At 61.7% G+C, this 14776-nt stretch carries 15 protein-coding genes; 2 read left to right on the forward strand and 13 right to left on the reverse strand.

The features are described from left to right. Positions 1–32: 32 nt before the first annotated feature. The 13 genes from lepA to GA566_RS10705 form a co-directional block, all read right to left on the reverse strand. Positions 33–1826, reverse strand: a complete 1794-nt coding sequence (gene lepA / locus GA566_RS10645; RefSeq protein ID WP_137923096.1) for a translation elongation factor 4 — start codon at positions 1824–1826, stop codon at positions 33–35. A 249-nt stretch (positions 1827–2075) separates the two neighbouring features. Continuing rightward, on the reverse strand, positions 2076–3563 hold the full coding sequence (locus GA566_RS10650; protein WP_137923097.1) for a DegQ family serine endoprotease: 1488 nt from the start codon (positions 3561–3563) through the stop codon (positions 2076–2078). Between the two features lie 134 nt (positions 3564–3697). Then, positions 3698–4774: a MucB/RseB C-terminal domain-containing protein gene (locus tag GA566_RS10655; RefSeq protein WP_160472715.1), complete on the reverse strand. Its 1077-nt coding sequence runs from the start codon at positions 4772–4774 to the stop codon at positions 3698–3700. A gap of 8 nt (positions 4775–4782) precedes the next feature. Then, positions 4783–5436 carry a sigma-E factor negative regulatory protein gene (locus GA566_RS10660; RefSeq protein ID WP_137923099.1) on the reverse strand — a complete coding sequence of 218 codons (654 nt, stop codon included), beginning with the start codon at positions 5434–5436 and terminating at the stop codon, positions 4783–4785. A 104-nt stretch (positions 5437–5540) separates the two neighbouring features. Continuing rightward, entirely contained in the window at positions 5541–6140 is a 600-nt protein-coding gene (rpoE, locus tag GA566_RS10665) for an RNA polymerase sigma factor RpoE (RefSeq protein WP_137923100.1), read from the reverse strand. Positions 6141–6395: 255 nt separating this feature from the next. Next, a complete protein-coding gene (gene fabF, locus GA566_RS10670) occupies positions 6396–7628 on the reverse strand; it encodes a beta-ketoacyl-ACP synthase II (RefSeq protein ID WP_137923101.1) in 1233 nt (410 codons plus the stop codon). Positions 7629–7845: 217 nt separating this feature from the next. Further along, positions 7846–8085 carry an acyl carrier protein gene (acpP, locus tag GA566_RS10675; RefSeq protein WP_008644813.1) on the reverse strand — a complete coding sequence of 80 codons (240 nt, stop codon included), beginning with the start codon at positions 8083–8085 and terminating at the stop codon, positions 7846–7848. 168 nt (positions 8086–8253) lie between these two features. After that, positions 8254–9003, reverse strand: coding sequence for a 3-oxoacyl-ACP reductase FabG (fabG, locus tag GA566_RS10680; RefSeq protein ID WP_137923102.1), 750 nt, complete (start codon positions 9001–9003; stop codon positions 8254–8256). 20 nt (positions 9004–9023) lie between these two features. Beyond that, entirely contained in the window at positions 9024–9959 is a 936-nt protein-coding gene (fabD, locus tag GA566_RS10685; RefSeq protein ID WP_160472716.1) for an ACP S-malonyltransferase, read from the reverse strand. 73 nt (positions 9960–10032) lie between these two features. Further along, the gene (locus GA566_RS10690) at positions 10033–11013 is read right to left on the reverse strand and encodes a beta-ketoacyl-ACP synthase III (protein ID WP_160472717.1); all 981 of its coding nucleotides are present in this window, start codon (positions 11011–11013) and stop codon (positions 10033–10035) included. Between the two features lie 52 nt (positions 11014–11065). Next, positions 11066–12145 carry a phosphate acyltransferase PlsX gene (plsX, locus tag GA566_RS10695; protein ID WP_160472718.1) on the reverse strand — a complete coding sequence of 360 codons (1080 nt, stop codon included), beginning with the start codon at positions 12143–12145 and terminating at the stop codon, positions 11066–11068. A gap of 189 nt (positions 12146–12334) precedes the next feature. Continuing rightward, complete coding sequence (gene rpmF, locus GA566_RS10700) at positions 12335–12514, reverse strand: 50S ribosomal protein L32 (RefSeq protein WP_008644820.1); 180 nt, start codon at positions 12512–12514, stop codon at positions 12335–12337. A 121-nt stretch (positions 12515–12635) separates the two neighbouring features. Continuing rightward, the gene (locus GA566_RS10705) at positions 12636–13250 is read right to left on the reverse strand and encodes a DUF177 domain-containing protein (RefSeq protein WP_137923106.1); all 615 of its coding nucleotides are present in this window, start codon (positions 13248–13250) and stop codon (positions 12636–12638) included. A gap of 165 nt (positions 13251–13415) precedes the next feature. Here GA566_RS10705 and GA566_RS10710 point away from each other — a divergent pair, with 165 nt between their 5' ends. Together GA566_RS10710 and GA566_RS10715 are read left to right on the forward strand one after the other, a co-directional pair. Then, positions 13416–14015: a Maf-like protein gene (locus GA566_RS10710; RefSeq protein WP_137923107.1), complete on the forward strand. Its 600-nt coding sequence runs from the start codon at positions 13416–13418 to the stop codon at positions 14013–14015. A 3-nt stretch (positions 14016–14018) separates the two neighbouring features. Next, a complete protein-coding gene (locus tag GA566_RS10715) occupies positions 14019–14750 on the forward strand; it encodes an SAM-dependent methyltransferase (RefSeq protein WP_160472719.1) in 732 nt (243 codons plus the stop codon). The last annotated feature ends 26 nt before the right edge of the window (positions 14751–14776 follow it).

The following is a 14776-nucleotide window of genomic DNA, read 5'->3' on the forward strand; positions in this document are numbered from 1 at the left end:
GTCGTGTTGTTGTATTCGCCGGAAACGCGCGCTTATTTATCGTCCACCTGCAGAATGGCCAGGAAAGCCTCCTGCGGGATTTCCACAGTCCCCACCTGCTTCATGCGCTTCTTGCCGGCCTTCTGCTTTTCCAGCAGCTTCTTCTTACGCGAAATATCGCCGCCGTAGCACTTGGCCAGCACGTTCTTGCGCAGTGCCTTCACGTTTTCACGGGCGATGATATTCACGCCGATGGCCGCCTGAATGGCCACGTCGTACATTTGCCGCGGAATGATCTCTCGCATCTTGGCCGCGACCTCGCGACCGCGATATTGCGAATTCGAACGGTGGACGATCACGGACAGCGCATCGACCTTGTCGCCGTTGATCAGGATATCCACCTTGACCACGTCGGACGGGCGGTATTCCTTGAACTCGTAGTCCATCGACGCATACCCGCGCGACACCGACTTCAAGCGATCGAAGAAATCGAGCACGATTTCCGCCATCGGAATTTCGTACGTCAGTTGCACCTGTTTGCCGTGGTAGCTCATGTTGATCTGCGAGCCACGCTTCTGCGTACACAGCGTGATCACAGAGCCCACATATTCCTGTGGCATGTACAGATTCACCGTCACGATCGGCTCGAGGATGGCGTCGATCCGGGTCGTATCCGGCATCTTGGCCGGATTCTCGACGGTCACCACCGAACCATCGCGCATCTGCACCTGATAAACCACGGTTGGCGCGGTTGTAATCAGGTCCATGTCGAATTCGCGCTCCAGGCGCTCCTGCACGATTTCCATGTGCAGCAGGCCAAGGAAGCCGCAGCGGAACCCGAAACCGAGTGCCTGCGAAACTTCCGGCTCGAACATCAACGAGGCATCGTTCAATCGCAGCTTTTCCAGCGATTCGCGCAGCGCCTCGTACTGGTTCGCTTCCACCGGATAAAGACCGGCGAACACCTGCGGTTTCACTTCCTTGAAACCGGGCAGCGGCGCCTCCGCGCGGCGTGCCAGCGTGGTGATCGTGTCACCGACCTTGGCGGCCTTCAGTTCCTTGATGCCGGCAATGACAAAGCCCACCTGGCCGGCGGTCAGTTCGTCACGCTGGACAGACTTCGGCGAGAACACGCCCACCTGTTCGGTCAGGTGTTGTGCGCCGGTTGCCATCAGCAGGATCTTGTCCTTGGGACGCAGCGTGCCGTTGACCACGCGCACAAGCATCACGACACCCACGTAGTTGTCGAACCACGAGTCGATAATCAACGCCTGGAGCGGGGCAGCCGGATCGCCCTTGGGCGGCGGCACCTGCGCAATCATCGCCTCGATCACGTCTTCCACGCCGAGCCCAGTCTTGGCCGAGCACAGCGTAGCCTCGCTGGCATCGATGCCGATGACATCCTCGATTTCCTGCTTCGCGTTATCGGGGTCCGCCGACGGCAGGTCGATCTTGTTGAGCACGGGCACCACTTCCACGCCCAGTTCGATGGCCGTGTAGCAATTGGCGACGGTCTGGGCTTCCACGCCCTGCGACGCGTCCACCACCAGCAGCGCGCCTTCGCACGCCGACAGAGAACGGCTGACTTCGTAGCTGAAGTCCACGTGTCCCGGGGTGTCGATCAGGTTCAGGTTGTAGACCTTGCCATCGCGCGCCTTGTAGCTCAACGCCGCGGTCTGTGCCTTGATCGTGATGCCGCGCTCCTTCTCGATATCCATCGAGTCGAGCACCTGTGCTTCCATCTCCCGATCCGACAGCCCCCCACAGCGCTGAATGATCCGATCGGCCAGCGTGGATTTGCCGTGGTCGATGTGGGCGATGATCGAGAAATTACGAATATGGTCCATCTAGTCTTCTGGGAAACGCAGGCGGTGCCCGGCGGTGTCACGGAGGACGGCGGGCGCGGCAGGAAGGTGGAGCGCAGGAATTGCGCCAATCCGCGATTTTACCGTATTTTCAAGGACTTCCGGCGCACGAAATGATCACCCCGCGCGCGTCCACCGTAACGTGGACGTGCCGGGTGAAGCACCTATCGGAACGAGATGCGCCGGACGGAGGTCCGGCGCATCCTGGCACTGAGGGAAACGTCCAGGCGATCAGCGAGTCTGGCTCGGACGCAACGTCAGCACCTGGGTGGCATCTCCCCGACGTACGAACACCGCCGCCATCTTGTTCTTGTCCAGGTTCTTGACCATGTCGTTGAACTGGCGGGTATTCGCTACATCGGCATCGCCGAGCCGCAAGATGATGTCGCCCGGACGAATTCCGGCACGGGCAGCAGGACCGTCCGCGGATTCCACTTCGACACCGCCCTTGATCTTCAACTCGCGCAGACGGGTTTCGGCAATGTCATTGACGATCAAGCCGAGAGCATTCGGCCTTGCCGACTGCTGCTCCTCGGCGCTATTGCCACGCTTGTCCCCTTTGCGCGCCGCAGTTCGCGCGGCATCGGGCTCGAGTTCGGTCACCGTGATCTGCACGTCGCGCGTCTGGCCCTTGCGCCATACCTGCAGCGGCACCCGCGTCCCGGGCTTGGTATCGCCGACCATGCGCGGGAGATCCGAAGCCTTTTCGATATCGCGGCCGTTGAACTTCAGGATGATGTCACCGGCCTCGATGCCAGCCTTCTCGGCAGGCCCACCCGGCTCGACACTGCCGACCAGCGCGCCACGCGCCCTTCCCAGACCCAGCGAATCTGCCACTTCCTTGGTCACGTCGCCAATCGCCACGGCGATCCGGCCACGTGTCACCTTGCCACTGACCTTGAGTTGCTCGGTCACGCGCAGGGCCTCGTCGATCGGAATCGCGAAGGAAATGCCCATGTAGCCACCGCTGCGGCTGTAGATCTGCGAATTGATGCCGATGACTTCGCCGCGCAGGTTGATCAGCGGACCGCCCGAGTTGCCGGGGTTCACTGCGACATCGGTCTGGATGAACGGCAGATAGTCGCCCGTATCGCGGCCCTTGGCCGACACGATGCCGGCAGTCACGCTGTTATCCAGTCCGAACGGCGAACCAATGGCGAGTACCCACTCACCCGGCCGAATCTTGTCGGAGTCGCCGAGGGTCAGTCGCGGCAATCCCGTTGCTTCGATCTTCAGCAAGGCAACGTCAGTACGCTTGTCGGAACCGATCAGCTTGGCCTTGAACTCGCGCTTGTCCGGCAGCGTGACGTAGATGGTCTCGGCGTCTGCCACCACGTGGGCGTTGGTCATCACGTAGCCATCCTGGCTCGTGATAAACCCGGACCCCACGCCACGGCTTTGCTCTTCGCCCTGCCCCTGGGGCGGCTGGCCACGACGCGGCGGCGTCGGCGCGCCTGGCATCGGTACGCCGAAGAAGCGGCGGAAGAACTCCGCCATCTCATCATCTTCCGGGGTATTGCCGCCGCGCGAGCGTACGCGCTCGGTCGTGCGGATATTGACCACGGCGGGACTCGCCTTTTCCACCAGGTCCGTGAAATCAGGCAGGTTGTAGTTCGAGGCTGCCGCCTGCGCGTGCCCGACCTCGGAAATGGCTGGTCCGAGCGCAAGCATGGCGCACATGACCATGGCCCGCGCCACAACTGGGGATCTGGAAATCATGAAACGAACTCCCGGGAAAATCAGCGAGAAACGGTTGCGTCGCGAGGAGACTTCACGCGGAAGTGCCTGCGAGCCCTGCTGCCTGGCAGGCCGGCGAAGAGTGCGTTGCCCTTCGCAGCCAAGCCAGATTCTGGTCAGTGTACCTTGGGCGGGCGATACTCCACGCCGGCCGCGAATTGCTTCACCGTCGCGGCGGGCACCTCTCCCACCACAGTTACCCAGAAATCATTCACCCGCCGCACCACGACTTGCGTGGCACCCAGGGACGCCACACCTTCACGACGCGCGCGCTGTTCCGAAACGGGTTCGATGAAAACGGACAGGCCGGTGAGGCCGTCGCTATAGACCACCTGCAACACCTCGAACATCGCACCGGACTTGCTGCCCGGCGTCGGCGCACGCAACTCTCCCAGCGGACGACGAACTTCGCGAATCTTCTGGAAGCCCTTGAGTGGGGTGTTGATCGACCACCCCTCGTCGGCGATATTGGCCGGCTGGTAGGTGACCTCGTAGCGATTCCAGGAGCTGGCGCCCTTGATGGCACCAAGAATCCGCTGCTTGTCGGACGGCACACCAATGTCCACCTGCGAGAAGGCAACCTGCTCGAGCACCTTGCCACCCTCGCCCAGCGTCTGGGCACGCATCAGAAGACCCGAGTTCTTGTCGGCCCACAGCCGTACGGCGTAACGCGCCGTGTCATGCGGCTCCAGCGCGAACACTTCGCACTCAACGCCAGCCACACGCTCGGCCGCGAGCTTGCGCATGTCGTAGAGATCGAGCACATCGCTCTTGGTCGTGGCCAGCAACGCAGGGAAGCGATCCTTGGCTTCCTGCTTCTCGATGACTACCAGCTTGGCCTCGGGAATCAGGCTGTGTACGACATCGTTCTGTCGCAGCACCTCGCGCGGCTTGCCATCCAGCGTTTCCAGCCGCTCGTATTCGTTATTCGTGAGATCGCTGTAATGCTGGATGCGCGAAGCATGCATGACGCTACCGCGTTGGTAGATCAGCGTGCCGACATAATTCTCACGCTGCGCCGCGCGGTGAATCTTGTTCAGCCACGCGGTGGCATCGCGCCGGTTCAACGTATTTTCAGACGGCTGCGCCGTTGCGGCGGCAGCGGTCAGGCACAGGGCCAGAAAAAAGGACCTGCTCAGGCCCTTCTTTCCGCGCACGCCCGCTGCGTTGGCGGACGACCGTCCTTTCTGCATGTCCGGCATTATTCCTGCGAATTATCCTGGGAGAAATTGGCACCGTTGGCCACTGTGCGCATGGTCGGCACAAAGGCATCGGTTGCCACGGACGTGCGGTGCGCGCGCAGATACTCATCAAGGCGCGGATCGCGAATCATCTGGGCGCTGTCTGCAGACACGGTGACGATCCCGCCTGCATTGACGGCAGGTGCGCCCGCCTTCACGGTTGCACCAGGCTGCTGGTCGACGCGGGCCACGATGGCATCCGGCGCACCGCCGTCGGTCGTGCCACGCATTTGCGGTACGACAACCCAGCTGACGGCCGCCACAGCCGCGGCGATTGCCGTGCCCGGCACGACACGGCGCACCCACGACGGACGCACCAGCATGCGGTGTCGCCCTGCAGCGGCAACCGCCGGCACCAACACGTGCGGCTCGGCTTCGAGCTGGGCGGAGAAACGCGAGAGAAAGTCACCAGTGGACCCGGCGTGCGCCAGATCCTCGGAACGCAGCGTATCACCGATCAACTGGTACATTGACCAGTCGGCCATGCCGGCTTCGCCCTTAGCAATGCCCAGCGCCGCATCGACTTCATGCGCACCGAGTTCGCCATCCATCAGGACGGAGACCTGCTCCGCTGCTTCCACTACATGAACCGACTGCTTATGAGCCTGACCCATTTCCAACCCCAAGAAATTCCATTGAACACCGATAAATCCCGTCACTACTGCTGTCGTTTATCGATGCAGGAATAGGCTGCAACGCTGGCTGCACGACATTCTCACTACCACCGCTTGCCCTCCGCCGTTCCCAGCAGGGGCCGCAATTTATCTGCGATCGCTTCGCGCGCCCGGAAAATCCGCGAGCGCACCGTCCCGATCGGGCACCCCATCGCCTCCGCGATCTCCTCATAGCTGAGACCTTCGATTTCGCGCAGCGTGATGGCAGTGCGTAATTCTTCCGGCAGCGCTTCCATTGCGCGGTTCACCGTATCGGCAACCTGGCGCGTATGGAGCATGGACTCCGGCGTATTGATATCCCTTAGTTGCTCACCGTCCGCAAAAGTTTCAGCCTCTTCGGCATCGATGTCGCTGGACGCTTCGGGGCGTCGTCCCTGGGTGGCCAGGTAGTTCTTTGCAGTGTTGACCGCGATACGGTACAGCCATGTGTAGAAGGCGGATTCCCCCCGGAACTGGGGCAAGGCGCGGTACGCCTTGATAAAGGCATCCTGCGCCACATCCTCCACCTCGGCGGGGTCACGGACAAGGCGCGAAATCAGGCGAATGATCTTGCGGTGGTACTTCACCACCAGCAATTCAAAGGCCCGTTTGTCGCCCTGCTGGACGCGTTCAACAAGAAGCTGATCGGCTTCGCGTTCGCTCACGAATGGTTCACCTGCTGCAGTGTATCTCTTGGTTTCGTCGTAACGACAAGCGTTGTATTTTACCTACGATCGGTCCATGCGCGGGTATCGCAGAGCGCATTCTGTGACCGCAACTACGCAAATTGGTTCCCGCGCATTCCAACCCGGTTGCACCGCGTGCAACCCGATCAACGCTGCCATCGCACCGCCGCAAAGAGAAACCGGGGCGAATCCCTGCGGAAAGCCCCGGTGCTCTGGCAATGTCGTCGCGACGGATCAGATGCGGCGGAACACGAGCGTGCCGTTGGTGCCGCCGAAGCCGAAGTTGTTCTTCACTGCGACGTCGATCTTCATATCACGCGCCGTGTTGGCCACGTAGTCCAGGTCGCACTCGGGATCCTGATTGAAGATGTTGATCGTCGGCGGCGAAACCTGATTGTGGATCGCCAGCACCGTGAAGACCGACTCCAGCCCACCAGCGCCACCCAGCAAGTGGCCCGTCATCGACTTGGTCGAATTGACAACCATCTTGTAGGCATGATCGCCAAAGGCGAGCTTGATGGCTTCGCTTTCGTTCTTGTCGCCCAGCGGCGTCGACGTACCGTGTGCATTGAGGTAGTTCACCTCGTCGACGTTGATAGCGGCATTCTTGATGGCAGCTGCCATGCAACGGCGCGGGCCGTCGGTGCTCGGCGCCGTCATGTGGAACGCATCGCCACTCATGCCGAAGCCAACGAGTTCAGCGTAGATGCGGGCGCCACGTGCCTTGGCCGATTCGTACTCCTCGAGCATCATCACGCCGGCGCCTTCGCCCAGCACAAAGCCGTCGCGATCCTTGTCCCACGGACGCGAAGCCGTGGCCGGATCGTCGTTACGCGTCGATAGTGCACGCGCAGCGGCGAAACCGCCGATACCGAGCGGCGACACGGTCGACTCCGCACCACCAGCAAGCATGGCATCGGCGTCGCCAGCCTGGATCAGGCGCGCAGCCAGTCCGATGCTGTGCAGGCCAGTCGTGCAGGCCGTCACGGCGGCAAGGTTCGGTCCCTTCATGCCGTGGATGATCGACAGATGGCCCGAAATCATGTTGATGATCGAGCCCGGCACGAAGAACGGCGAAATACGGCGCGGACCACGGTTCGACAGCTCGATCTGTGTTTCCTCGATCATCGGCAGGCCGCCGATACCCGAACCGACGAGCACGCCGATACGGTCCGCATTCTCTTCAGTAATCTCCAGGCCGCTATCCTTCAGCGCCTGAGACCCGGCTGCAATGCCGAAATGGATAAACGTATCCATGTGGCGGGCTTCCTTCGCCGGGATATAGTCCTCGGCGTTAAAGCCCTTCACTTCGCCGGCAAAATGAACTGCCAGAGCGGAGTGATCGAATTTGGTAATGGTGGCAATGCCGGACTTGCCGGCAACCAGGTTAGCCCAGCCTTCGGCAACCGTGTTTCCGACCGGAGACACAAGGCCAAGCCCAGTGACGACGACGCGACGACGGCTCACTATGTTTTCCCACGAGTGTGTGAAGCGGAACTGCAATGACTCAGGATCTGGCCAAACCTGCCGTTAGGATGACTGGCATCTCGCGCGGCTCCAACTGGCTCGGGATCTTTTACAGCTCAACTTCTTCAAACAGACGAAAGCCACAGAAAACATCACGACAGGACCGTAACGGCCCCGCCCGTGCGCCTTCTGTGGCTCGGAATTCGATGACGACGGCTTAAGCCTTGACGTGCGCGGTAGCGTAGTCGATAGCTTGTTGCACGGTCGTGATCTTTTCGGCTTCCTCATCAGGAATTTCCATGCCGAATTCATCTTCCAACGCCATCACGAGTTCAACCGTGTCCAGCGAGTCTGCACCGAGGTCATTCACGAACGACGATTCGTTCTTGATATCTGCCTCGGCCACGCCAAGCTGTTCAGCCACGATTTTCTTGACGCGTTGTTCGATATTGTCCATGTAACCCTCCAGGGAAGTTCGACAAAAAGTGGGCGCATTTTAGCAGGTTTGTACCGCAAAAAATCTGCCTGACTAGCTTTGCAAGATTCGCGCCCGATTGGTTTGAAAAACGACAGCTTTGGCCGGCTTCTTTCGGCTTCTCCCTCGAAACCGGACCGGATTCCGCAATCAATTCATATACATGCCGCCATTCACGTGCAGCGTAGTGCCCGTGACATAGGCGGCCTGCGGACCTGCCAGGAAGGCCACCGCATTCGCGATGTCTTCCGGCTGTCCAAGTCGGCCCAGCGGAATGCGGGTTTTCAGTGCCGCATGCTGCTCTTCCGACAATACCTTGGTCATGTCGGTATCGATGAAACCAGGCGCCACGCAATTGACGGTGATATTCCGGCTGCCAATCTCGGCGGCCAGCGCACGCGTCATGCCTTCGACGCCAGCCTTTGCGGCCGCGTAGTTCATCTGGCCCGGGTTGCCCGTCGAGCCCACCACCGACGTGATGTTGATGATGCGGCCACCGCGGGCCTTCATCATCGGACGCAGCACGGCACGGGCCAGACGGAACACCGCCGTCAGGTTCGTATCGATGACCGCAGTCCAGTCGTCGTCCTTCATGCGCATGGCCAGTTGGTCCTGCGTAATACCGGCGTTGTTCACCAGTACCGCCAGGCCGCCATGCGTCTTCACAATCTCTTCGATCACCGCGTCACAACGCGCGGCGTCGTTGACGTTCAGCACCACGCCACGGCCTTTCAGGCCATCGGCCGCCAGGTATTCGCCAATGGCAGTAGCACCCGATTCACTCGTGGCCGTACCGATCACCGTTGCACCCTGACGTGCGAGTTCGAGCGCGATCGCCCGGCCAATGCCGCGCGATGCACCGGTCACCAGCGCGACCTGATTTTCCAGAGTCTTGCTCATGTTGCGTCCGTTCCTTGTTCTTACTTCAACAGCGACAGCGTTTCCTGCAGCGACGCCGGATCGAAGATTGCACCACCAACAAGGGTGCTGTCGATGCGCTTGGTCATACCTGCCAGCACTTTACCCGGGCCACATTCGATGACGTGCGTCACACCTTCGGCAGCGAACTTCTGCACGCACTCGACCCAGCGCACCGGCGCGGCCGCCTGGCGGACCAGCGCATCCTTGATCTGTGCCGGATCGTTGACGATGGCAACATCGACGTTGTTCACGAGCGGAATCGACGGGGTGGCGAATGTCAGGCCAGCCATGCGTTCGCGAAGGCGATCGGAAGCCGGCTTGAGCAGCGACGAGTGGAACGGCGCAGAGACCGGCAGTGGCAGTGCGCGCTTGGCGCCCTTGCTCTTGGCAATCTCGCAAGCCTTTTCGACGGCTCCCTTGTGCCCGGCGATCACCACCTGGGACGGCGCGTTGAAGTTCACGGCTTCCACTACGCCGGCACCTGCGGCTGCAGCTTCTGCGCATGCAGCACGGACATCATCGTCGGAGAGACCGAGAATCGCGGCCATGCCGCCCTCGCCCACCGGCACGGCTTCTTGCATGGCCTGTGCGCGGAAACGGACCAGCGGCACGGCGTCTGCAAACGGAATGACACCTGCAGCAACCAGGGCCGAATATTCACCCAGGCTGTGGCCTGCCACCAGCGCCGGCACGGCACCGCCCGCATCCAGCCAGGCCCGGTACACGGCCACGGCGGCGGTCAGCATCACCGGCTGTGTGTTCGTCGTCAGGTTCAGTTCTTCGGTCGGACCTTCGGCGATCAGCTTGCCGATATCCTGGCCCAGCGCGGTGGAAGCTTCCTCGAGCGTGGCGCGCACGACGGCGTTGTCTGCGAACGCGTTCAGCATGCCAACTGCCTGCGAACCCTGGCCGGGGAATACGAATGCGAATTTCATCGGGATCCAGTCCTAGCTATTCATCTTGTCGGGGCGGCACGTCGTTCACCTGGAACATCATGCCGGCCGCATATTACATGCGCAGCAGTACCGCGCCCCAGGTGAAACCGCCACCGACGCCTTCCAGCAGCACGGTCTGTCCCGGCTTGATACGGCCATCGCGGACAGCCACATCGAGCGCCAGCGGAATCGAAGCCGCCGACGTGTTGCCGTGTTCCTGCACCGTGGACACCATGCGCTCGGCCGGCAGCCCGAGCTTCCTGGCCGTGCCCTGCATGATGCGGATATTGGCCTGGTGCGGCACCAGCCAGTCGATATCGTCGGCTTGCAGCTCGGCGGCCGCGATGGCTTCGCGTGCCACCTTGTCCAGCACCGTCACGGCCAGCTTGAACACAGCCTGACCATCCATGTGCAGGAAGGCATTGCCTGCAATCGCGCCACCCGACACATTGCCCGGCACGCAGAGAATATCCACATGACTGCCGTCCGAATGCATGGCCGACGACAGGATCCCCGGTTCGTCGGACGCCGAGAGTACCACTGCGCCTGCACCGTCACCGAACAACACGCAGGTGGTGCGATCGTTGAAATCGAGGATGCGCGAGAATACTTCCGAACCGATCACCAGCACGTTCTTGTGCGAGCCGCTGCGGATGAACTTGTCCGCCGTCGACATGGCATAGACAAAGCCCGAGCACACAGCCTGCAGGTCGAACGCCGCGCAATGATTCGTGATGCCGAGCTTCTGCTGCACGAGACAGGCGGTGCTGGGGAACACGAAATCAGGTGTGGACGTGGCGACGATGATCAGGTCGATGTCCTGGCGATCGATACCGGCCGCGGCAATCGCCTGCTCGGCCGCCTTCACGGCCAGATCGCTCGACGTGACATCGGTCTCGGCCCAATGGCGTGCCGAGATGCCACTGCGCGAGACGATCCACTCGTCGCTCGTTTCAATACCCTTTTCAGCCAGCTGCGCAGCCAGCTCGTGATTCGTCACACGCCGCGGGGGCAGATAGCTCCCCGTACCGATGATTTTTGCGTACTTGGTCATGAGAGTGTCGGATCGTGGTGCCCGGCCGCCTGCCCGCAGCGGCCAATCGGCTTCAAGCGGCGCGTGTATCGGAATGTGGGTCCGGTGCGTCGTTCTCTGGCCCGCCCGCCACGGCGCCTGAGGCACCGGACTTGTTGGCGAAAGCCTTCGCTATGCGTTCGATGACGCCATTTCTGGCGGCATCATACCCGCGTTTGATAGCCCACTCAAAGGAATGGGCATCGGCGGAACCGTGGCTCTTGATCACCAGCCCGCGCAGGCCCAGCAGCGACGCGCCGTTGTAGCGGGCGGGATCCAGGCGACGCGCCAGCCGCGACAACACGGGCATGGCCACACCTGCCAGCAACTTGGTGAACCACGACCGCGTGAATTCTTCCTTGATCATGCTGCCGATCATCTTGGCCAGGCCCTCGGTACTCTTGAGCGCCACGTTGCCAACGAACCCGTCGCAGACCACGATATCGGTCGTGCCCTTGAAGATGTCGTTGCCTTCCACGTTGCCATAGAAATTCAGTTCGGAAGCGCGCAGCAGTTCGCCGGCAGCCTTGACCACCTCGTTGCCCTTGATCACTTCCTCGCCGATATTGAGCAGCCCCACGGTCGGATGGTCCTTGTGGTCCACCACGGACACCATGGCCTCGGCCATCCGGGCGAACTGCAGCAAATGCTCCGGCTCGCAATCGGCATTGGCGCCAAGGTCCAGCACCGTGGTACCCCAGCCTTGTTCGTTCGGAATCGTGGTGGCGATGGCCGGCCGCTCGATGCCTTCGAGCGTTTTCAGCACATAGCGCGAGACCGCCATCAGCGCGCCGGTATTGCCGGCCGAGATGCAGGCGCCTGCGGTGCCTTCCTTGACTTGCGTCACGGCCACGCGCATCGAAGAGTCTCTCTTCTTGCGCAGCGCCACCTCCACCGGATCATCCATGGTGATGATCTCGGTAGCCGGGACGATGGTGACTCGCGGATGATCCACAGCGTTCAGCTTCTTGAGCTGCGCACCGATAGCGTCGGGCAGGCCGACCAGGATCATTTCGGCATCGTCGTGACTGGATAGAAAACTGATCGCCGCTGGCACCGTCACGGACACTCCGTGATCGCCGCCCATGCAGTCGATAGCGAGCTTGATCGTCATTGTTTCCTGATACGGAAAGCGCGTCGGCACCCGCCGCATCGGTCGGGAACACAAGCAGCCGGACGCGCGGATACGCCGTCGTGCGAGCGCCGAGCGCCCAACAAAAAAGCGGCAACGAGCTTGCCGCTTTCCTGTCTTACACCTGACAACGTGCGCGAGCGAGACACAGGGTCACGCCTGACGACCTGGTCAGTCGTTCTTGGTCTTGATGACCTTGCGACCACGATAGTAGCCGTTCGGGCTCACGTGGTGACGCAGGTGCGTTTCGCCGGTGGTCGGCTCGACGGCCAGCGGTGCGACCGACAGGTGGTCGTGCGAACGATGCATGCCGCGCTTGGACGGCGACTTCTTGTTCTGTTGAACAGCCATGATGACTCCTTCGAGAATTTTGCGATATTAACACACGCACCCTGCGCAAGGCGTAGCCGGGGCCCGGCTGGGTGCTTGACCTGCTACCGTGAAAACGAACTTCCGGCCGCGCCATGCGGCATCAGTGCTTCGTCTTCAGGCCAGCCAGCGCCGCAAAGGGCGATGGCCGCTTTTCTTCTGGTGGCGCCTCAGGCTCCACCTCACCGTCCGCGCCGGTCACGAGCGAGTCGTGAACGGTCGGACAGGTCACATGCTTGGGGGCTGTCGGCAATGCCAGCAGCACCTCGTCTTCCAATAGTTCAAGCACCGAGAATTTCTTCGAGCCGACAATGACATCGACCTCATCATCATCCATCGATGCCTCTTCCGCCGCTTCCTCGGTGGACACGACCTCGAACCGCATGTCCGTGGCCACCGGTTCGGCGTACACCTGCAGGCATCGCTGGCAATCCAGCCACACACGTCCGCTTACCGTCACGTCGACGTACAGCCGCTGCGTAGCCGCCATGCCCGGCTCTGCCGCCTCATCCTTCGCAAACCCCGTCAGCGTGTACCGGAACGTTTCGTCCCGGGCCGACGCTGGCGCATCGGCAGCCGTCTCGGCTAAGATGCGCGGCAAATCGCGCACAGCCAAGTCTCCCACCACGTTGCCACCCTTGCGGCAAAAGGCGAAGAGATCGGTTTCATGCAAATCGAAGGCCGCGGCGGACGCCGCAGGCTGGGTCGGCTGACTCATACAGACGGAATTGGGAAAATGCCTTGTTTGCCACAACTCGCCGGCAGCGGTTATCGAGAATGCTCGATAACGAATGCGCCTGTGCAGCCAAACGCGCGATTATACGGCGTAAACAGCCGACCCGTCAAAGTATACAAAACGAAACCGACCTGAGCCTGGCCTGACATGTCCTCCGACAATTTACCTACGCTGATCCTTGGCTCCAGTTCCCCATACCGCCGGGAGTTGCTGGCGCGCCTGCGCATACCTTTTCAGACCGCCACGCCCGATATTGACGAAGCACCACTGGCCGGCGAGCGACCGGAAGCCACGGCGCTCCGGCTGTCACGACTGAAAGCCGAGGCCATTGCCGCGCGCCATCCCGGCGCCTTGGTCATTGGCTCGGATCAGGTCTGCACGCTCGACGACATGCAGATCGGCAAGCCCGGCAACCATGAGAATGCGCTGGCGCAACTCCAACTGATGCGCGGCCGCACCGTGACGTTCCATTCGGCGCTGTGCCTGCTGGATAGCCGCAGCGGCGTGGCACAACTGGCCGATGTACAAACCCGCGCCACGTTCCGCGATCTCTCCGACGCCGAACTCGATGCCTACCTGCGCATCGAGACGCCCTACGATTGCGCCGGTAGCGCCAAGGCCGAAGGGCTAGGCATCGCGTTGCTGTCCCGCGTGGAATCCGATGACCCCACGGCGTTGATTGGCCTGCCGCTGATCGCGCTGACCGGCATGCTGCGTCAGACCCGATACCCCTTCTTTGGAGCCTGAGCAATGGCCGGCACGCTATATCTGATTCCCAATACGCTGGGCAAGCGCGACGAAGCCGACCCCCTGGCCGATGTCATTCCGGTGGGCGTCCAGCAAGTCGCCACACGGCTGGACTACCTTGTCGCAGAAAATGCCAAAACCGCGCGCGCGTTCCTGAAGAAACTGGGCGAGACCAGCCCGCTGACGCATCCGATCCAGCAGATCGAGATTCGCGAACTCAACGTCAATACGAAGGCAAAGGAACTGGCCGCGTTGCTCGATCCGATTGCAGACGGCCGCGATGGCGGCCTGCTGTCCGAAGCGGGCGTGCCGGCCGTGGCCGATCCCGGTGCGGACCTCGTCCGGCTGGCCCACACGGTTGGCGTCACGGTGCGGCCCCTGGTTGGGCCAAGCTCGATATTGCTCGCAGTCATGGCCTCCGGACTCAATGGCCAGAGCTTCGCATTCAACGGCTATCTGCCGGTGGACGCTGGCGAGCGCATCAAGAAGCTGCGCGAACTCGAACATCACTCGCGCAAGGCACGTCAGACACAGGTGTGGATCGAAACGCCCTACCGGAACAGCGCGCTACTCGATGCGCTGCGTCAGCACTGCGCGGGCACGACATTGCTGTCCATCGCCGTGGACCTGACCTTGCCAACGGAAGCCATCATCACGCTGCCGATCTCGGCGTGGCGACCCGAGCGCCTTTCGCTGCACAAGCGGCCCGCGATCTTCTCGCTGCTGGCGCAGTAAGTCTGCACTCTCACCACCCTCCCCAA

This window comes from Cupriavidus sp. SW-Y-13, assembly GCF_009793345.1.
Lineage (GTDB): Bacteria > Pseudomonadota > Gammaproteobacteria > Burkholderiales > Burkholderiaceae > Cupriavidus.